General features: G+C 50.1%; 9 protein-coding genes. 3 read left to right on the top strand and 6 right to left on the bottom strand.

Annotated features, from left to right (window positions below; all coding sequences use genetic code 11):
• Position 1: 1 nt before the first annotated feature.
• The 6 genes from RIN69_RS06310 to RIN69_RS06285 form a co-directional block, all read right to left on the bottom strand.
• Positions 2–10,723, bottom strand: a complete 10,722-nt coding sequence (locus RIN69_RS06310) for a two-partner secretion domain-containing protein (protein ID WP_313856302.1) — start codon at positions 10,721–10,723, stop codon at positions 2–4.
• A 22-nt stretch (positions 10,724–10,745) separates the two neighbouring features.
• Positions 10,746–12,374: a ShlB/FhaC/HecB family hemolysin secretion/activation protein gene (locus RIN69_RS06305; RefSeq protein ID WP_313857619.1), complete on the bottom strand. Its 1,629-nt coding sequence runs from the start codon at positions 12,372–12,374 to the stop codon at positions 10,746–10,748.
• A gap of 971 nt (positions 12,375–13,345) precedes the next feature.
• Positions 13,346–13,582 carry a hypothetical protein gene (locus RIN69_RS06300; protein WP_313856301.1) on the bottom strand — a complete coding sequence of 79 codons (237 nt, stop codon included), beginning with the start codon at positions 13,580–13,582 and terminating at the stop codon, positions 13,346–13,348.
• Positions 13,583–13,815: 233 nt separating this feature from the next.
• Positions 13,816–14,796, bottom strand: coding sequence for a 3-oxoacyl-[acyl-carrier-protein] synthase III C-terminal domain-containing protein (locus RIN69_RS06295; protein WP_313856300.1), 981 nt, complete (start codon positions 14,794–14,796; stop codon positions 13,816–13,818).
• Positions 14,797–14,814: 18 nt separating this feature from the next.
• Entirely contained in the window at positions 14,815–15,801 is a 987-nt protein-coding gene (locus RIN69_RS06290; RefSeq protein ID WP_313856299.1) for a 3-oxoacyl-[acyl-carrier-protein] synthase III C-terminal domain-containing protein, read from the bottom strand.
• A gap of 2 nt (positions 15,802–15,803) precedes the next feature.
• Positions 15,804–17,495 carry a thiamine pyrophosphate-binding protein gene (locus RIN69_RS06285; RefSeq protein WP_313856297.1) on the bottom strand — a complete coding sequence of 564 codons (1,692 nt, stop codon included), beginning with the start codon at positions 17,493–17,495 and terminating at the stop codon, positions 15,804–15,806.
• 1,426 nt (positions 17,496–18,921) lie between these two features.
• On the opposite strand from RIN69_RS06285, the gene RIN69_RS06280 reads away from it, so the two are divergent.
• The 3 genes from RIN69_RS06280 (at position 18,922) to RIN69_RS06270 (ending at position 21,113) form a co-directional block, all read left to right on the top strand.
• Positions 18,922–20,172 carry an ammonium transporter gene (locus RIN69_RS06280; protein WP_313856295.1) on the top strand — a complete coding sequence of 417 codons (1,251 nt, stop codon included), beginning with the start codon at positions 18,922–18,924 and terminating at the stop codon, positions 20,170–20,172.
• A 164-nt stretch (positions 20,173–20,336) separates the two neighbouring features.
• Positions 20,337–20,639 (top strand): urease subunit gamma, encoded by a 303-nt coding sequence (locus RIN69_RS06275; protein ID WP_313856293.1) that lies wholly within the window; start codon positions 20,337–20,339, stop codon positions 20,637–20,639.
• Between the two features lie 33 nt (positions 20,640–20,672).
• On the top strand, positions 20,673–21,113 hold the full coding sequence (locus RIN69_RS06270; RefSeq protein WP_313856291.1) for an urease subunit beta: 441 nt from the start codon (positions 20,673–20,675) through the stop codon (positions 21,111–21,113).
• Positions 21,114–21,142: the final 29 nt, after the last annotated feature.

The following is a 21,142-nucleotide window of genomic DNA, read 5'->3' as shown; positions in this document are numbered from 1 at the left end:
CTTACTTAATTCGAATTGGCTTTCCTGACTGGTCGATAACGATAACCTTATCTAATCCTTTGATTGGCCAATCACTAAATTGTTTTTGCAAATCACTAACGCTTGCTTTTGTATCTGCCAAGTTGATAACAACATTGTTCGTTTGGCCACTATTCACTTTTTCTAAAGCTCGGTCATAAATATTACGAACTGAGTTTGTGCTAGGGGCAATATTATCGAACACCTCACCATTGATTTTATAGTCTGGATTTTTAACTCCTGGTGTTACAGGGTTCTGCTCAACATGATAGCCATTTTGAGACAGGATCGCTGCCCCCTCATTTTCTCGTTGCAATGAACGTATATTTTCTGCTGAAGCATTTGGTGGCAGTTTAGTTGGTTGGCCGCTTAAAGAACCTGTTGTACCTTTTCCTGCATTCTTAGCGGCATTCGCCACAACAGCTTCAGCTTTCGCCGCCGCCGCCTCTGCGGCCGTTTTACCAACCCCAATAGCTCCCGCTGCACCTACACCACCAGGTGTAATTCCTTCTGCTACTTGCAACCCCGCGTTATTCAGACAGATTGCCGGTGCAGCTTTACAACCTTCCAGCGCTGCTTTGGCTGCCGCCACTATTTCCGGTGTTGCTCCTATTATCAGTGCACCGCCAGCCACTCCAGCAACACCTGCTGACACCACCAGATTTCCTTCAGCAACGCCTTTCGCAATGCCGGTCTTACAGGCCGTATCACAACCTGGGGTGTTGCCCAGCCAGAACCCAAGATCTGAGCCTGTACTCAGCGCATTATTCTCCACCGCCACCTTACCGCCAACAGCACCTGCGCCTGCCGCATACGACGAGTCTCCGGCTACCCCGCCTGCCAGACCTGCGGCTAACGTGCTGAGCGCACTGATATTGGCTTTTTGCTCATTAGTCAGATTACCGGGTTCAATGCCCGGATACAACTCGCTGGCGATGGCTGTTGCGGCCAACTCTCCCGCTGCCGCACCTGCTGCGCCCCCGGCCGCAGAACCGCCTTGCAGCCAGGCAATAACGCCCCCGACAAGTGCATGCCCTGCCGTATTTGCAGCAATATTATCACCCGTGGCTTTTTTCACCGCGGCTGACAGATAAGGAGCCAGCCCACCGGCCAGTGCCTGGTTTATGTCTCCGCCGCTCAGCCCGGCCAGTGCACCGGTGATTGCCGTACCAGCTGTCCAGAATGGGCTGCCGATGCCGTATTTCTTGTCGGCCTCAATGTACTCCGGCGAATTCTCCAGCATCGTCTGCTGGCCCGCGGGCGATGCATTATTGTACTCATCCGTTTTTGTCAACCTTGCCAGTGCAATATCTCTGGCATTCAGCCGAGCCTGCAGCACGACATTTTGCATGGTCTGCACGCCGACCTGGCCGACAGCCTGTGCCAGCGCCTGGTTTTGCTCGATTTTCTCCCGGTCGAAAATTTTATCGATTTGGCCATTCGCGTTGTCAGTATCACGGCTGAGATCATTCAGGTTTTGCGTTTGTTGGCTGGTATCACGCACCGTAATAGTGCCATTGGCAACCGCTGAACTGGTGGTCCCCGATGCACTGCCGTTGATATTGGTAATTACCGGCAGTGCGCCACCAGTATTATGCCGGCCACTGTCATCAACGATTGATGAGAATCCAGCGCTTAGCCCCACGCTGCTGGCGTTATAGTCCGCCTTGTTCTGAATGCCATCCCAGCCCAGCGTACCGGTTGATAAGGCGTTATTGGCAGCATTGGCTGTGGAGGCAATCACCGCGCCGTTGAGTTGTGTGCGATCGCCGACAACAATGTTATAGCCTTTATCACCTGCAAATAAGCCGCTCTGCTCACCCACGCTGGCATATTCGCTGGACGTTTTAGATTTGCTGATATTAACAGCGGCAGAGCCCGTCATGCTGCCAAGGGTAAAGCTTGCACCACCGCTAACACTTTGTTGCTCACTGCTATAATCATCAGTGTCTTGCAGGCTGGTGAGGGTTAAATCACGACCTGCGCTGGCGGTAATACCCTCAGCTAACGCCTGTGCACCAGAGAGTACGGTGTCGCGCCCGCTGCTGATGCTCAGACTGTCTTTCGCATTGACGCGGGTGTTAACGTACTCCGTCGTTTCGCCATCCGATGAGCCTTTAGCGAGATAACCGCTGGCCTGTACGCCAATACCGGTCTCTTTTCCCAGTGAAATATGACCGCCGACACTCCAGCCGCTTGAATTGTCCTCTGTCGTCTGTTTACTGCTGTTACTCGCTGCCTGAAGCAGCAAATCATTCTCTGCGGCCAGCGTGATCTTATTACCCGTCACACCGCTGCCAATAATATTGATATCGCCCGTTTGATTATTGGCACCGGTTGAAACGATGGCGACATTGCCGCCGCCGGTCACTGAGCTGCCGGTTATCTGATTCTGCTGCAGTTCTGACGTGGACTGACTTTTGCTCGCGCCAATATTGACCTGCAACTGAATAAGATTGCCGTCAATATTGCCGTTCATCAGTTGTGAAGCCTGCGAGGTGGCACCGTTCATCGAAGCCATCCACCCTTGCTCTGCTGCCTGAACCGCATACAGGGCTTTCATCCGGCTATCACCCGTTTGCGAAGCCTGCCTGGCAATATTGTTGAGAGATAACAACGCGTCCGTCACCGGGCTGGACAACGAGACCGTCAGGCCACTTTGCTTTTGCTCGTAGACCTGCTTGCGGGTCAGCATGTCATTGCCAGGATCAATCGTCACAGCGCCGCCGACAATATTCACATCGTCTTTGGCGATGATATCCGAGCCGCCTATATGCGCTTTTTCACCTGCGATCAGGTTTACACTGCCTCCGGTGCTGCCGACTGCGCTGCTGCTCTGACTTTGCGTCGTGCCATCCTGATTAATCTGCTGGCGTGAAGATTTGCTGCCAATGGTTACGCCGAGGCCGCCGCCACTAAACATGCCGCTGGTTTTTTTCTCACTCAGGCGATAGCTGGACTGCTCTTCCTTCGCCGCCTCAATATTCAGGTCTTTACCCGCTTTTAACGTGATATCGCCATCGCCGACGACCGAAGAACCCTGGACGGTCAGGCTTTGTCCGGCGACCACGGACACTTTGTCGCCGCTTAGCTGTGAGGCTTTTTCCGTGCTGGCATAATCCTCTGATACCGTATGCGTAGTCGTGCTGGACAGTAATCCTTTCTTAACCGTGGTTTTCTCGTCGTAGCTGTAATCACTCTCTTGCGCCGTGGTGATATTAACGTCATGGCCTGCGTCTATAGCCAAATCGCCTTTCGCATCAACCTGAGCAGCCTGAGAAGTAATATCACGCCCGGCAACCACCGAACTGTTACCTCCGCTGGCAATCTGCGTCCCTTTCTGACGCACCGTATCGCGGATGCTGACGCTATTGTTACCGTGGTTTTCGCTATATGTATCGCTCTGCTGCGCATCAAGATTGACATCGCGACCTGCACTGAGCGAAACATTGAGATCGGCAGTCAGCTGCGCAGCCTTAGCGTTGAGATCATGACCTGCGCTGGCCTGCAGAGACCCTCCCGCGCTGATATTGCTCACCTGACTGTCGGTAGCGTGTGCGCTGCTGACTGCCGTCGATTTACTGGTGCTAAGCACATTACTGTTAAGATTGATATCGTTCAGCGCCACCAGCTGCAGATCACTGCCCGCGCTAAGTTTCGCTGCAGTGTTGTTGATGTTGTTGCCCGCACTGAGCGACAGGCCCTGACCGGCAGTAATGCTGGCAACATCACCGGTCTGCGTCTCACTGAACGTCAGTAACGCGCTGTTATTTTCGCTGCTGCCCGCTGCGGCATTCCATTGCTGCGCCTGGGTGATGTTATTGATATCCCCGGCCACAGATTGCAAAGCAACGGTCTGCCCGGAAATCGACGAGCCAATATTATTGATATCACCCAGTGCGCTGAGTTGCAGGCTGCCGTTGGAGGCGATCAGACCGGCATTGAGGTTATCCAGCGTGCTGCTGCTTTTTGCCGTCAGCTGTGTCTCAGCCTGTAATGTACTGCCTGCATTAACGATATGCCCGGACTGAAGATTAACGCTGCTGCCGGCGATCACACTACCGGTTAACACCTTGACATCATTGGCAGAAAGATAAAGCTTAGGCGCAAGAACGGTCTGCCCGTTAACGGTAGTTTTCTCCCACCAGATAATACTGCTGGTCAACGCTGCGACCTGATCCTGCGTGAGGCTGACGCCAAATTGCAGGCCAAGCCCACTCTGCTGTGCAGCTGCGTTATCGATCAAATACTGCATCTGCTCCAGATCAGAGCCGGTTCCGGCGACGTAACGCTGGCCGGTCTGGCTGAGTACCGCATTACTAATATAACGGGTATCAAACGCCGCATCGCCAAGGAATTTATAGTCGTAATCCGGTCTCAGATTAAGCCTGTCGAGGAAGTAGGCTGAGCCGATAAATTGACTCTGATCGGTGTACAACGCCGCCGTCTCAATACGCGGCGTGGTTGGCGTACCCGGTATAACCGCAGGATTCGCTATCTCACCGGCCACAGGGATCCCGCCCGGTAAGGCCTCAGGACTCTGCGCTGAACCGGCCGGTCGTGCAAGATAATCATTTAACGCCTGAAATAATCCAGCATCGGTTTTACCCACGCTGGCCAGCTGCGGATTAGTGGTGACCAGGTACGGACTGGAAGGATCTTCGCTCGCCACAAAGAGACCATTATTTCCCGTCGGCAGCGGATAGTCCGTCAGCGCTGCGCCCTGATTACCGATCTGCTTAAGCGCACTGCCAATCGATTCGCTCCACTGTACGGAACCCACGACCAGATTCCCTGCGCTTGCCAGTTGCTGGCCTGGTGTTCCGCTGACCGGTTGCAGGCCTGGCATACCCATTAACGTTGGTGCACTGATTACCTGCGATAAACCGCCCGCGTTAGCGGTTGTCGTCGTGTTACTGATGTCATCACGGAAGCTGGCGTTGACGGCACCGCCTGCCTGAATAACTGAACGATAACCTTCACCAGTATTGACCGTTTCATAGACGGGGCCGCCGACAAGATTGTAGGTAACGAGACTATCGGTTGAATTAGATCTAAAGCAGCACTGCTCAGAATCTGGTGCGAAGAAAGCCAGATCGTACCGGCCACTGAACTCCTTGCTCGCCTGCTTTCCGGTATACTGATACGTCAGATACTCATTCTGAACGCCATTTTCATAGGACTGATTATTCAGCGATTGGCCCGATAAAGAAATATTGCCGCCGGCGAGAATATTACTGGCGATATTATCAAGGGTATCTGCCGCGACGGTCAGATTACCGTTGGCCGCTATACGGCCTGCACCACCATTGGCCTGAGCCGCAACCGTTGAGCTGGCCACTAAATAGCGTTTTTCCGCTCCGCTACTGTTAGGTGCAAGATAAAAGTGTTCGTCATCGGAGCCATTACTGTGACCGGTACTGCCGCCCGTTTTCACCGTTTCCGTGTAGAAACCCAGCTCGCTTTCGTCTAAATCCCCTAATCTCATATCAACCGAGCTTTGACCCAGCCACAAAGGTCCATCAGCCGGTGTGAGCGAGGTGTTGACCACCACCAGTCCATCACGCTGGTTTAGCAGATGATCGGTGTTAATGGTGATATCGCCACGGGTGGTTTCAATATTACCTGAGGTATTGACCACTTCATTGCTGGCATGACCCGCCGCGTCCCTTTGCATCCACAGGCTATTGCCCGCCAGAATGTCACCGCGATTATTTTGAATACTGTTCGCCAGCAGCTGCATGTTGTTACCGGCATAAATCAGCGCACTGTTAATCAGTTGGGTGGCAGCAGTCATCACCAGATTGCCTGCGCCACCAATAAATCCGCTGTTACTGATAAGTCCGCGGCTGTTCAGGGCAATATCACCACCGGACTGCACGCTGCCGCTGTCACTGAGTGTGATATTACCGGCATCAACAGCCACGCGCCCTTCTCCACCGCGCAGTTGACCTTGATTCACAAAGTTCCCGGTCGCGCTGAGCAGAATATCGCTTCCCTGAAGCGTGCCCAGCACGTTGAGGTCGCCCTGAGTACTTAAGTTAAGTGCCTGACCTGCCGCCAGTATCCCGCTCTGAGTGAACCCCGACCCAAGTTGTAACGTCATGTCACCGAGTGCCAGTACGCTGCCCGACTGAGTCAATGTCGGTGTCACCAGCGTCAGCGATCCCGCGCTAAAGAGATTGGCGCCCGACAGATTTTCAATATTTTGCAGACTGAGATTAAGCGCCTGACTGCCGAACAGCGTGCCGCTGTTGCGCAGCGCATTGCCGGTTAATTGCAGCCGATCGCCCTGAAGCTGCCCCTGATTGTTCACCGTCCCGACGCTCACTGCCCCGTCGCCCTGTGCCGTCAGCGTACCGTTGTTGTTCAGTGTGTTACCGCTGAGAGTCAATCCCTGAGCCTGCAGTACACCGCTGTTGTTCAGGACAGGCGCAGACAGCGTCAGTTTACCGCCGGTCAGCAGACTGCCCTGATTATTAAGGCTATCGACCAGCGTCAGCTGGCTAATGCCATCGCCCTGAATGTGTCCCTGATTGAGCAGCGACTGCGCCCCGAGTTCGAAGATTCCCTGACTGCGCAGCGTGCCGCCCAGCAGATTGCTGACATCACCCTGAACCGTCGCCAGCAGGCTATGCTGGCTCTCGACTTGTCCGAGGTTAGACAGGCTATTGGTTTTCAGGATCAGATCGTTTGCCTGGATATTGCCGCGGTTGGCAATACTCCCGGCATTCAGGGTGCTGGTGCCAGCGCTAAGTAATGTGGCGTTCTGCTGCAGCTGTAATGCGCCACTCAGCGTCGCCGCCAGTTGGCTGACGCCAGTGATCGCGCCGCCGTTAGTCAGGGTTTCGCCCTGAAGTGTGAGATTATCGGCCGACCAGTTTCCCTGATTATTCAGGCTACCTGCCTGCAGAATAGCCAGTCCGGAGGAGATAATTTTACCTGAGGCCAGGGTGTTGAGTTCGCCAGAGAGATTGAGCGTTGCACGCGAGACAGTTTGTATCGCACCACTGAGATCAAGCTGGCTGGCATGCAGTTCCGTATTATCAGCCTGCCAGCGACCTTCATTGATAACATGATTGGCCGCGATGTTTAGCGATCCTTGCGTCAGCATACTGCCGGACGCCGCATTGTTAATATCCTGCTGAAGCTGTGCAGTCAGCGCTTTCAGGCCAATCAGATTACCGCTGTTATCTGCACTATCCGCGATAACAGTCAGCGTATCGCCCTGAATCTGCCCCTGATTATTCAGGTAACTCACTGAGAGCGCGGCATCTTTTCCACTGAGCAACTGGCCGCTGTTATCCAGTTGGGTTGCACCAACGGTTGCCACACCCTGCGTCAGCAGGCTGCCCGTATTGTTGAGCGTATTGTGTATGTTCAGGGAAAGCCCGTTGCTGCCCAGCACCGTACCGCTGTTGGTAAAGCTGTTGCCAGCAACATTCAGCGCATCTGCTTGCAAACGCCCCTGATTGTGGAATTCACCCAGTTGTAAGTCGAGCAATCCGCCGGAAAGCACGCGCCCGGATGCACCATTGCTCAGCAAGTCGGCGGTTAGCGTGAGGTCAGTACTGCCCTGCAGCAAACCCTGGTTCGTCACGCTGACGGCGTTGATGTCTGTCATTGTTGCCGCCAGCTCGCCTGCATTAATCAGAGAGCCGGTCGACAGGCTGAGATTGCCTGTCGCCGCGACAACGCCAGACTCTTGGTTAGTCAGACTGGTAATGGCGTTAATAGCCAAGTGGTCTGCAGAAAGACGTCCCTGGTTAACCAGCGTATCGCCTTTAAGCAATATCTGGTTTTTCGCAGTAAGTTGCCCCTGCTGCTGAAGCGTTTTCGCTTCAATTTGCAGGCTGTCGTCTGCGGTGATAGCCCCTTTGTTGCTTAGGGCACTGACCCTGAGGGCAACCGCATTCGCCGCCAGTGTGGCCGCGCTATTCACTATCCCGGCAAGCAGCGTCAACGCTCCGGGCGTGACCAGCCTGCCGTCTAAATCTGCCCGCTGCGTTGCCGTGAGGCTAAGCGCATTTTTACCCTGGATTTGCGATTCGCTGCCGGTGATCAGCTGCCCGGTTTTCAACGTCATCGCGCCGTCAGCGGATAAAAATCCATTGAGCGTTGCCGATGCTGTATCCAGCATGACATCACCCTGACTGGTTTGCACTGAACCGACGCGGCTGGTCAGCGACCCAGCGTGAAGCTCTGCGCCCCGCGTTGCGGTTAATCTGCCCCCCAGCCCGGCCAGCTCAGTGTGAAGCGTAAGATATCCACCGGACAACAACGTGCTGTTATCGCCTGAGGTCAGTTCATCACGTACGTTCAGGTCAATATTTCCCTGTGCCCCAATCAGCCCCTGATGATTGAGCTGATTCAGGGTTAAGGTCTGATCACCAGCGGATTGCGACGTGCCAGTGTTATTGAAGGTTTCACCGTTAAGCCACTGGCTCCCCATCGACTGAAGCAGCCCGTCGTTATTTAACGTTCTGAAACTAAACTGCCCATTACGATTAGCCGCCAGCGTGCCGCCGTTGCGAAAATCACCGGAAGAGAACGTCAGATCCTGACCGGCAATCAGGCTACCCAGCCACTGACCTCCTTCGGCGATCTGCGCATTAATATCACGGTGTGCGGAGATCTTACCGCTACCGGCGGCATTAAGTTCACGGGTGTCAATTATCAGATTTTTGCCCGCACTGCTCACCCCATCAAGTTGCTGCTGAAGGGCTAACAGGCGCATATCGCCCAAAGACGTCAGCGAGCCAGTATTAGTGAGCACCAACTCACCGCCACTGACCTCCACGCTTTGTGCCTCCAGCACACCCGCCAGCGTGGCGCGATGGCTGGAAGAAATCGACAAATCTTTATCGCTGTGGATCTTGCTATCTGTGCCCACGGCAAGATCGCTGGCATTCAGGCTGATATTGCCCGGCGTTGAAAGCTGACCATTTAGCCACTGCTGCGCTACGTTGAACTGAATATCACCCAGACTGGTGATCAGCGAGTGTGATCCGGCAGAGACCGATGCAGCATTGAGCATCAATCCGCTTTTACCGGTCAGCACGCCGTCAAAAGTCATCTGGCCGCCACCCATCGTCAACCGATCGCCCGCGAAAATGGATCCTTTCTCGTCAAGCGTCAGGCGCTCAGCTGTCTGTAGCGCCAGTGATTGCTGCGAACCAATAAGCCCATAATTATAAACATTATTAGTAAAGATTTGCTGTACGCCGCCAGACTGGATATTTCCACTGTTGCTCAGTGCTGAGGCGTTAATGGTCTGAGAATCCTGCGCCTGAATCAGCCCGCTGTTTGACAGACCCGCGTTGACGCGGAACTCTGCAGCGCTGTTGGTGGCGAGAGTGCCGCTGTTCTGCAGGCTGTCAGCCTGGATTTTCTGCCCACCGGTGGCCTGAATTTTACCCTGATTATTCAGTGCCGTTGCCTGCACAGCTTGCTCTCCCCGCGCCTGCACTGTACCGGTATTAAGCAGTTTCCTGGTAGTCAGAACGGTATTGCCGTCGGCCGCAATCAGCCCGCTATTGCTGAGATCGCCTGTATTAAGATTAAGATTTTTACCGGCTGTCAGGCTACCCTGCCACTGCCCACCGTTGCTGGCACTGGCACTGATATTCCCGGCAGCCGACACCTGCGCCGCACTGTCAGAGCTGAGCTGACCCGCTACCAACGCCATATTGCCACCGCTGGTGACGCGGCTGCCCTGCATCGCCAGCGTGCCGTCGGTGTTCAACGCCATATCGCCAGCGGACTGCTGACTACCCTGCAGTGCAATATCCTGCGCATTGGCGATCAGCTTACCCGCCGCCGAGACATTGCTCAGCTTCAGCTTACCGCTGGCATCAATCTGCATATCGCCAACCGCGGTATTCAGGTTGCCTAGATTAACGCCAACTCCTTTTTCACTGGAAACCAGATGGATACGATTGGCGTACATCCCGCCGAGCACGCCGGTATCAATTGCCACCTTCGGCGCATCGCCAGTACCTGCAATCGGCGTAATATGACCCGCAGCATCAACGCGGTTAGCACCGAGGGTAATCGCCGCCTCTTTGGCATAAAGCTGCGCATTGATGTCAGTTGCGCGGGCAATCAGCGCGAACTTGTCACTCTGACTGGCATCCAGCCCTTTACCCTGAATACTGATCGCCCCCTGTGTGACCTCAAGCGACTTAAGTTGCCCGTCTGGCCCCATCACCGGCTTACCTGTGGTCAGCGTTGCGTTCGGTGTGTTGATAAAACCGCAGCCGTTACAGGTAATACCATAGGGATTAGCGACCATAACGCTGGCGGCTTTACCGGCCACTTCCAGGTATCCCTGCAACTGTGAGCGGTTAGGCGCCACCACCTCATTGATGATGCCCTTTGCTTCTTGCCCGGCTTTCAGATTCGGGTTGTTCTGTATCAGGCCCCCAAGCTGGCTTTGAGTCAGCTGACCGGTGGCATTGTTAAGGATTAATCCTTCACTATCGACATTGAACTCATTGTATTTATTGTGGGAGATGCCGGCCTGATTAGGCGTAGCAATATTGACCACCGGCACGCCGTTACCCGCTTTATCCAGCGAGGTATTTCCCGCTGCAACGTTGACGCCAGCGGCAAAAGCAGGCAGCAACGGCTGCCACATAAGCAGGCTACAGAGCAAATAAGTCAGACCACGCTGAGACAGTTTTACCGGTTTGTTATGGTTCATCCCTGATACCTTTTCCTGAAAATTAAAGTACGATGCTCGCGCGATAAAAAACGGAGACGCGGTCGGGCCCAAGCCATTCCGGCCAGGCAAACGGCAAGCCTACGGTGAACTGACTGCTGAAATAACGGTTGCGGCTGCCCACACCCACAGCACCGCCCCACAATGAGCCAGACGCAAAACTGTCCTGGTTATCATGCCTGAGGTAACCGCCATCGATGGCTGCCAGTGCGTTGAGAGTGCCGATAAAAGGCAGCGTCAGCAGGTCATAATTAATTTCATTTCGCCAGTAGCCGCCTTTGTCACCGGAAAGATATTGTTCCCTGAAGCCCCTGACCGAGCTTTCTCCGCCAATGGTCAAACGTTCGCTGCCATAGAGGCGGTCAGGCGTCCATTGCCCGTAAAAGCTGGTCAGATAGTGCCAGCCCTGTGCTAACGGCAGGTAATAGCTGCCTGATAACGTCCATTTGTTGAACCCGGCACGAGGTACATCTGCGGATTTATCCGCATCATTCTCAGCACCAAACCACGGCACGCCGCGGCTGTAAGCAGGGTTCAGGGTGGCAAACCCTGCCCAGATTTTCTGGCTGTGATTTGCACCCAGCATCACGCTGGTCAGCTTACGGCTGCTGCTAAGGCGGGTATCATTGAGGTAGTTACGGCCGATACGGTGAGACAAACCGAGAGACGCGCCGGTTTTCATATCGCCGTTACGGAAAAGCACGCGCGACAGGGTCAGGTGATGAATCTGGCTGTCACCGTCAGAACGCCAGTCAAATCCCTGATTATTAATGGTTGTCAGATAGTCACTGTAGGAATAATTATAATCCATCAGCCAGTAGCCGTAAGGCACGCTGAAGTCAGCCTGCACGCTGCGCGCATTATGATCGCTGGCAAAATCGCTGCTGCGCGCGCCGGAAATAAACCACTGGTCGGCAAATCCGAGCAGGTTATTGGCCGTCAGTGAGCCATTTATTTGCCCGGTGCCGGTACTTTTTTGCCCACTGTTATCAAAACCGACCCCCGCCGTCAGCGGAAACTCAGGAGTGGCAGTCAGATTAACTATCGAATAGCCGGGCAGGGTTCCTGGCAGGATCTCAATTTGGACCGGTAATTTACGCAACCGGTTGATGCTTTCCATGCCCTGTTCAATATCGCGCAGGTTGAGAATTTTATTTTTCAGTCCAGGAAAAGCCATACTTAGCATTCTGGCATCCTGTTTCTCCAGCTCGATTTTCTCCAGCTTTCCTTCAAGGACCTGCAGATCTAATTGCCCGTGGGAGAGATCCTGCTCAGTGAGAAAAGCGCGGCTGGTTATATAGCCGCGGCTGATGTACCAGTCTGATACCTGTTGCACCAGCGTTTGTATCTGGCTAAGGGGAAGACAACGCTGAAGATAGGGCTGAGTCAGTTGCTGCTTTACTGATGCGGGCAGATGCTCAGCACCGTTTAACTGTATGGATGAGATAACAAAACAAGGGCTTCCTGGTTGATTCGCAGAGGGACGGGTTGCCGGTAGCAAGGGAGTAATACTGCGCTGTAACGACTGTCGCTGCTGACTATTTTGTTGTAATAACCGCTGCTGCTGCTGCTGAATGGCATCACGATCGGCAGGCGTAATTAGCGCGGCACTGGCATGAAAGGGTAGTGCCATAACCACAGAGAGAGAAAGCACGGGATAACGAATGAAGGTGAATAATCTCCCCCCACTGATTGCAGCTAAAGATTTTACTGACAGTAATACGCCAGAGTATTTAATATTACTGGAGAAAGCCGCGAGATAGCGTTTTTTATTCTTATGCGCGTAGAGATGCTTATCTAAGTCGTCATCCATGACAGACAATCCATGATAATTTTTTAAGCATAAAATACGCTTTTCTGTTCACAACTCAAGTGCAAAAGTAATTTTTTATCATCAACACCTTAAAAAATTAATTCATTTATAGTTGCACACATAATTATAATAAAGAATATTCTTACTTGTAATATAATTATCGTTCTTTCGATTTATCGCTCTGTTTTTTATTAAGAATATAATTTGCAGGCTATCAAATTTTTTCCCGAACCCGAAAGAGTCAACCTTATCAGACTGACTCTTCCACAGTCTGATAAGAACAATGCATCGACTACAAGATTAAACTGGCAATATATTTACTGGTATAGAATCAGATAAAACAGATGATTGTTTTATCAAAACGTCATATACAGAACGGGTTCAAAGAAATAGATTAAAGCGCCCAGCATGACAAATGATGGCAGCGTTACTAATAACGAAATCCATTTTTTCCGAATAGAAAGGAAAGAGAGTATAATTGTCGATATTGCAAATATTATATTGATAGCAAAAACAAGATAAGGCATGATTATTTGCATACCTTTTAATTCAAAGGTTATAAAAGCATAAAACGTACCGAGAAAAAAACCGAGATTGATTATGGAAAGAAATAAGATAGTCAGATTTTTCTTCACAACAACACAATCTCCTTGATGATAAATATACAATTTTCATGCTATTAAACCGCCGCAAGTTTAAATCATAAACATGAATAATACAATCAATAATCAGGCACTATCGCAATAGCGCCATCAGAAAGCCAGCCGTTTAAAAGCGTAACAGCAAGAAAATCACTTAGGCAGTCCCAACCCTTTAATTCCCATATCTTTTATTACCTGTGCATTTTGTTTATCAAACATTATATCCTGATGGAATTTTTCTGCGCGGCGATCGCTTCTTTCCTCCTGGTAGCAAACATCACGACTTATTCCCTTATCTTCACACTCTTTAATACGTTCCATTTCTGTTTTGGTGGCGCATCCTGAGAGAGAAACAGCAATAACAGCCAAAAAAATTACGTTTTTCATGGTTAATCCTTTTCCTTGTGATCAGGAAAATGATATTAAACAGCCGATCACAAACGTTTTCTAAACGAGCGATAAATGGTACATTTTCAGGAAAGTTCCCTGCCAGAGATGATTCTTAACAATTTTTTTCTTCTGACGATTAAGATGATTCGGAGCAACCGCGGTTGCTGACCATCCTGCTTATATCCGTTGCTGGCTACGGGCCAGCAACGAGGACAGCCTGAGTAAGGCGTTTAATACTTTATTAATACCGCTGCACTCTGCCATCCCGCACCTATGGTCCAAAAAACCAGGTGATCTCCTCTTGATAACTTTCCTTGTTTTTTTAATTCGTGAAAGGCAATAAAGGGACTATTCGTCGCGGTGTAACCATAGGTATCGCCGATAAATGGCGCTTTAGCGGCAGGGATATTCAACAGCTGACAAATTTTCCTGATATTGCCAAGGGACATTTGAGATAAAAAATAATAGCGAATATCTTCACCTGTCAGGCCATTCCTCGTAAGCAGAACTTCAATCGATTCGCCTGCAACATCGACACAAACTGCATCGTCAAAAGGGATAAATTTAACCCGGGACGAGAGTTCTTCACGCTGGACAGAGGAGAGGCCGTTAGCGGGAAATAGGGAGTTATTAATGACTGAGGTTTGCACCCGAAACTCAGAGTCTATAACCCCCTCACTCGCCGTCGATTTTTCCAGTAATACCGCGACCGCTGAATCAGCAAAACAGGAGTGATAAAAGGGTTCACCCTCGCTGTGTGGACCAAGATAATCTCCACCGACGACCAGCGCCCGCTGGCACGATAATCGTGACATCATAATGCGCGATACCTGCTCAACGGCAATAAGCAAACCTGCACAATTGGCATTCATATCATAAGAGAGTGTTCGCTCTCCTCCACCGAGGGCGTGGTGTATTTTTAGTGCTGTTGCAGGGATAAGATATTCCGGCGTCTGCGAACTGAAAATAATTAGGTCGAGATCGCAGGCCTGCCATCCGGCCTGCTCTAACGCCATTTCAGCAGCAGCGACTGCCATAGTTAGCGTATTTTCAGAATCATTATTAATCAGATAACGATTCTGTTGCCCAAGAGAAGCTAATAAGCCTTTAACCTCAATACCTTGTGATGCATAGTAGTTAATGTACCAGTCATTTCCCCTGACATGTTCAGGGTGATAGAGTCCCGTGGATACAAGGCTGATTCCGCTCATTATTTCTCCGAAAGATCATCATGTCATCTGGTGAGTTATAGATACCGGGACTTTTTTTATTTTCAGCAATACAGCAGTAGCCGTCGCTGCTGGGCCAAATCCCAACAAAATTACGCGATCGCCATCCGACAGGCTGCGGTGATTAATCAGAGCCATAAAACCAAAGTAATTCTGCGCAGGCCCTAAACTTCCATACTGCTGAAAAATTGAGAAAATACGTCTCCGGTCAACACCCAATGCGGTTGCACTGGCACTTGCCACCCAGTTAGTTGGATCATAAATATGAAAAGCATCAATATCTGCCAGGCTAATAGCGGCTTTTTCACACAGCGAACGGCAACATCGTGCAGCGGTTTCCGGGTAATGCTCAGCAATAAATTGGCCGGATTCAGGCGGATAACTGACGTAGCGTGCTCCGTTTATTTGGCCCGCGACCAATGGAGCATAATCATGCGTACTGATGGTATGGCTGGAAATAATTTCTGAACCGGACGCAGAAGCAAGAATCATACAAGCGGCGCCATCACTGAGCAGCGACGTTGCCGAGTCATCTGGCCTGAACCAGTGTGCATAGCTGCAGGCAGCAATAACAGCAATATTGCGATAGTTGCCCTGACTGATTAATCCTGCCGCCAGCTCCAGCGCAGTCAGCCCCCCTGCCGTTCCTGAACTTACGGGCACCACCGGGCAACGTAATTGTGTTTCCCGCACCAGTGCGGAGACCTCCTCATCCAGTATTGTGGCAGGCCAGACCAGGCTAACAATGACATAATCCAGCTGGTTTACTTGCATTCCAACCTGCTGTAGCGCGTTCAACAAACTGGTTTTCATTAATAATGAGATTTGCTGTTGATGCTGCGCGCGCCAGATATGTCTTGGCCCGTCAGACAGTGTGCCGCTGCTGAATACTGTCAGAACATCTTTATCCGGCGTGATAATAATAGTGTTGTCCGGTAGCACACCGGCACAAGAGATGATGTCTACCCTGTCAGTTTTAGCCGCCATCGTCATAGCTTCTGTAACGTATTGATTCTGTCATCCAGAGGCGGGACAGCATAACGATCAACAATCACATCAATAACCGCCGTCTGCCGGGCGCTAATTGCCTGTATCAACGCCTCTTTCAGTGCAGCCTTATCACTGACACGATAACCCGTGGCTCCCAATGATTTTCCGAGTAAAGCAAAGTCTGTGGCGGGAATATCGCAATCCAGCGGCGCATTGCCCAGCATATCCAGCCCCTGTCGGCACATGTTGTAACAGCCATCATTCATCACCAGCCATATAGCCGGAAGTTTATATTGGACAGCGGTACTGACCTCATTGCCCATTAACATCGCACCATCACCAATAACCCCGACCGCACAATGCGTGGTGCTGGCAGCGATTCCGATAAGTCCGCAAGCGTAATGCCCCATCGCACCGAATCCGGTACTGGTTCGATAACGAACCGGCCGGGAGAATTTTAAAAAGCGATTGGTCCAGACAAAAGAGTTGCCTGCGTCTGCTGCCAGGTAGCCGTCATATTTTTCTATGACGATCTCCTGTAAAACCTGCATCACGATGCGCGGATGCAGAGCGTTTTCTTTGCGTTCGGCATCCTCTGAATTCGCGGTGAATAACTCAGGTGATGGAGTGAATACCGGTAACAACTGCTGCGGAGTCGGCTCTTTAAGCCTGAGTGTTTGTGATAATGACGCCAGAAACCGATCGATTTCACACTCAATAACGATGGTCTGTGGCGGCAGATTCGAAGCGACATCCCGGCTATTCAGACCAATATAATAAATAATTGAATCAGACAGTTGATCCTGAGCCCTGGATGAACTGAGCTCGCTGAGGCGCGATCCCAAAATCACCACCACCGGATGACGCCTGGGATCCAGTTGCGCAGCGATGTTTTCGCCATTCGATCCCAGCCCGGTTGCACCGGCATACAGCGGGTGCTTTTCCGGAAATATGCCTTTTCCTCGCGGAGTTGATATCACGCTGGATTGCGTCTTGACTGCAATCCTGGTGAGATTTTCTGCGGCATGACGTGCACCAAAACCGACCCAAAAAAGCGTTTTTTGCGTCATCATGTCATCGGCTAATTTATGGACCTGTGACAGGGCCTTTTCAGATATCCCTTCAGGTGGGGTGCCGCCAGCAATATTACATCCGCCATCTTCCAGCAAGGCTTTCTGTAGCGTGGTAGTGATAAACACGCCGATGCTACAGCCAGACGGTTCTCTAAGCTTTGCGGCAATTTCTTTTTTAGCAGCCAGATAATCAGACATCGTTGAAATAACGAAAACGCTATCAAAATAACCCTGCCCGTCATTCTGAAGCAGCGTCTCAACATCCTGTCGGGTTGTTTCCTGCAAACACCAGCGACCGGTCTTGGCTTCAGCGGTAATCGATGAGATAAAAATAAGCTGTGATCCATCAATCCGTGCAGCTTTGATACCGGTCAGCGCATTGGTAATACCCGGCCCCGCAGTTGCGAAGGCGACTGTCGGTTGGTTTTGACACAAACTATATTCAGAAGCAGCAAAAACACCACCGGACTCATGCCTGCAGTGGTAGAGCCTGATTTTTTCTGACTGAGACAGCGCTTGCCAGACAGGAACGATAAATCCACCAGAGACGCCAAAGGCCGCACCCACCCGCAAACCTTCAAGAAATTTTACCAAATCATCTGCGACCGTTATTTCCATTTCACCCTCTCAATTAAATTTGTCGTTGTGACCAATACTGGATTTACAGGTTTCAGTCCGCTTTAAAACGGCTGACAGAACGCTGCGCCAAATCTACGAGATTGAGAAATATAATTACAATTCAATTACTTATTTTGTTTACACCAAAAAAAACAGGTTACAAATGGATTTAAGGTTACCTGAGTGTGGTAGATTTAAAATGAAACACCAAATTATGAGACTCAATTCTTTTTTTCAGCAAATGAGTAATAAAATTACTATAATGATTCGTAACAGGAGAAAGGCGCACGGTGAATAGGGTCATTACTGACCTGACGATTTTGCAGTTAGTCGCGGGAAAACGCCGGTCAAAGCTCCTGCTGAAAGGCCGACAACCAGCGTCACGCAGAAGGAAAAATGATATTCACAGAACGCCAAAGGCGGTGGATTTATTCAAGATCAGTTTTTATAAACCGTGCCGGGTTCAACATCCAGCCAGCTACATCAGCCATCGCTTTTGGGCGCAGATTAACACACTCATCACAGGTCATATTTCCCGACTGACTTGCGCAGCCTGTACGCCATAGCAGTGTCTCGCCCTGATTTCAGGCGATAACAGAGCAATAAAAGATGCCAGTCTAAGCAGAGCATTTTTATAAATACCTTACGGTAAAGAGCCATGTCCATATGTGATCTTAGCAATTTATATAAGTAACGACGGCTATTTGGCAGGAGATAATACCGTGAAACTCTGCTGCCCCAGGCGCACTGTTCTATTTTTAGCCAATAATATTTGAGTATCAGGTATAACAGCCGGGCGTCATTGAACCTGTTGAATCTCAATCGGCGTTATTGCCGTCCAGATATCGGACCATGCCACTGGCTAATATAATTTACTGCTGAAACTTTTATATTCTTCGCGATGTTATCGTTTGGATAATATATTTTAAATTCAGTGTTAAATGACATAAACGATAAATAAACAAAAGCATTGTGCAATTATTAACTTTAGATAAACCTGTCCTAAACTCCATAATTTTCCCTGATAAATTGAGGGAAAGCTGATTTTGAGACAGCGATACAGCCCGACAGCTATTTCGCCCTGTCTGCCTCACAACCAAATACAATGCAATTTGTTGACTTTATTGATAATTTTAAAATAAAGGACATTTATGTGCTGGTTACGGACAACCTCTTACTTTCTTCGTACATTGACCCTCGATTCATAAGGCTATGCTGACCACACACCATAGACTTAAACATTTCTAATGTATTTATTATGTTATCAGCAAAAAAAAAACATTACTTTTCTCAAAACATGACTATCCTGAGTAAATACGATTTTTCTGATTGACGGAGTTCCATATAAATCCGATCCGCCAATCGACCTTTTCACAACGCATTCTGAAGCGTTATTAGCGTTTTTATACACGATAGAGAGAACTGTATGGATCATGCACTTGTAGCAATTCAGTCATTAGATGTTCCCAACACGGCATTTATATTGCTCTGTGCCAGCCTTGTTATGCTAATGACGCCCGGACTGGCCTTTTTCTATGGCGGTTTGGTCCCACGCAGAAGCATTGTGACAATAATGTCACAAAGTTTTTTCTCAATGGGATGGGTAGCAATCCTTTGGTTTGTAGTGGGTTATTCGCTTAGCTTTGGCCCGACGATGAATGGAATTATCGGTGACCCGTTCTACTACGCTTTTTTGAACAATATTACTCCGCAAACCATGTATACCGGTAATGACGGTGGATTGCCTCTGTTAGTCCATTTCGTCTATCAAATGATGTTTGCCATTATTACACCAGCGTTAATTACCGGTGCTTTCGCCAACCGCGTGAACTTCCCGGCTTATCTGGTGTTTCTGACTTTCTGGACACTTTTGGTTTATTGCCCATTTGTTCATATGGTCTGGAGTCCGGAAGGGATGTTTGCTAAGTGGGGAGTGGTGGATTTTGCCGGCGGTATTGTCGTTCACGCCACCGCTGGTTTTGCCGCCCTCGCGTCAGCGCTGTATGTCGGTAAACGTACTGTCGTTTCAGATGGCAGCCATAACATTCCCTATATCGCATTGGGTGCCGGTTTACTGTGGTTTGGTTGGTATGGCTTCAACGCCGGTTCAGAACTGCAGGTTAATACCATCACCGTTTCCGCTTTTATCACCACTGATATCGCCGCTGCATTTGCTGCTATCACCTGGTTTATTATCGAGAAAATCCGTACGGGTAAACCTAAGCTGATCGGCTTTTTAACCGGTGCGGTCGCGGGTCTTGCAACCATCACACCTGCCGCAGGCTATGTTTCCATTCAGTCAGCAGCGATTATTGGCATCATTGCCAGCCTGGTCTGTTATTACGTGGTTCTGCTGGTAAGACGCCATCTTGACGATGCACTGGACGTATTTGGCGTTCATGGTGTTGGTGGCATAACCGGCTCAATTCTGGTGGGTGTGTTCGCCTCAACCGCCTGGAACGCGAAAGGTCCTGATGGCCTGCTGGAAGGCAATGGGATGCAAATCGTTAAACAGATTACTGCCGTCGTCTTTACCAGCGTCTGGTCGTTTATTTTTACACTCGCCATTTTGTGGTTAATTAATAAATTCACCCCGGTTAAAGTCAATCAAAATACCGTTGGGGCAGAACTGGATTACACATTATTCGGTGAAGATGCCTACTCTGAGAAGAATTAATATCATCCGTACCTTCGATTCACAGGAGCAGTTTGTCGATGACGTAACCCACAGCCCTTAAATTCAAGTTGGGAATTTATCGGATTAATACGTTAATCGGCAAAACTGCACGTCCTATTCCGGAAGGTATATACATCAAAGATAGCATTGTTAATGGAGAAATTATGCAACTTACACCCAGAGAAATAGAAAAGCTGATGGTTTATACCTTAGCTGATGTCGCGTTAAAAAGGAAAAATAAGGGGCTGAAGCTTAATCACCCAGAAGCCGTCGCTATTATTACCGTCACCGCAATGGAAGGGGCGCGCGAGGGAAAAACCCTGGAAAAAGTGATGGTCGAAGCGCGTACCGTTTTAACTAAAGAAGATGTGATGGACGGCGTTGCTGATTTAATTCCCAACGTGCAGGTGGAAGCCATTTTTACTGATGGCAGCCGCCTTGTAACGGTCCATGACCCGATTCAGTGATTAAACGACGCCTTTTCACTTCAAGGATTATTTATGAAAAAGAAATCTGACACCACGTCAACCGTGGCTACCACCGCTGAAACAACGGTGCCGCTCGGTGGTTATGTATTAGCAGATACACCAATCACATTTAATGAAGATCGTCCGGTCACCAAAGTGAGTGTTAAAAATACCGGCGATCGCCCAGTTCAGGTAGGTTCTCACTTTCACTTTTTTGAAGCGAATAAAGAACTGGAGTTCGAGCGCGAAAAAGCGTTTGGCAAACGGCTGAATATCACCGCAACCACCGCTATACGTTTTGAACCGGGCGATGTTATTACGGTTGAGTTGATTCCTTTCGCAGGCAAACAAACGGTCTACGGATTTAATAACCTGGTTGACGGCTGGGTCGGTAATTCTTCCGGCGATCAAAGTGATGCGCCTGACGAAATTCTTGAAAACGCGGTCAAGCGCGGATTCAAATCGTCTCATTAAAATTTAAAAATTAAATGCAATTGGAGGAA

Origin of the sequence: Winslowiella toletana (assembly GCF_032164335.1) — a bacterium.
GTDB classification, from domain to species: Bacteria; Pseudomonadota; Gammaproteobacteria; order Enterobacterales; family Enterobacteriaceae; genus Erwinia; species Erwinia toletana_A.
This window is presented reverse-complemented; position numbering and strand designations above follow the sequence as displayed.

Bases quoted from the DNA above. Each gene is read 5' to 3' on its own strand.
- RIN69_RS06310 (WP_313856302.1), bottom strand. From the start codon at position 10,723: ATGAACCATAACAAACCGGTAAAACTGTCTCAGCGTGGTCTGACTTAT.
- RIN69_RS06305 (WP_313857619.1), bottom strand. From the start codon at position 12,374: ATGGCACTACCCTTTCATGCCAGTGCCGCGCTAATTACGCCTGCCGAT.
- RIN69_RS06300 (WP_313856301.1), bottom strand. From the start codon at position 13,582: ATGAAAAACGTAATTTTTTTGGCTGTTATTGCTGTTTCTCTCTCAGGA.
- RIN69_RS06295 (WP_313856300.1), bottom strand. From the start codon at position 14,796: ATGAGCGGAATCAGCCTTGTATCCACGGGACTCTATCACCCTGAACAT.
- RIN69_RS06290 (WP_313856299.1), bottom strand. From the start codon at position 15,801: ATGGCGGCTAAAACTGACAGGGTAGACATCATCTCTTGTGCCGGTGTG.
- RIN69_RS06285 (WP_313856297.1), bottom strand. From the start codon at position 17,495: ATGGAAATAACGGTCGCAGATGATTTGGTAAAATTTCTTGAAGGTTTG.
- RIN69_RS06280 (WP_313856295.1), top strand. From the start codon at position 18,922: ATGGATCATGCACTTGTAGCAATTCAGTCATTAGATGTTCCCAACACG.
- RIN69_RS06275 (WP_313856293.1), top strand. From the start codon at position 20,337: ATGCAACTTACACCCAGAGAAATAGAAAAGCTGATGGTTTATACCTTA.
- RIN69_RS06270 (WP_313856291.1), top strand. From the start codon at position 20,673: ATGAAAAAGAAATCTGACACCACGTCAACCGTGGCTACCACCGCTGAA.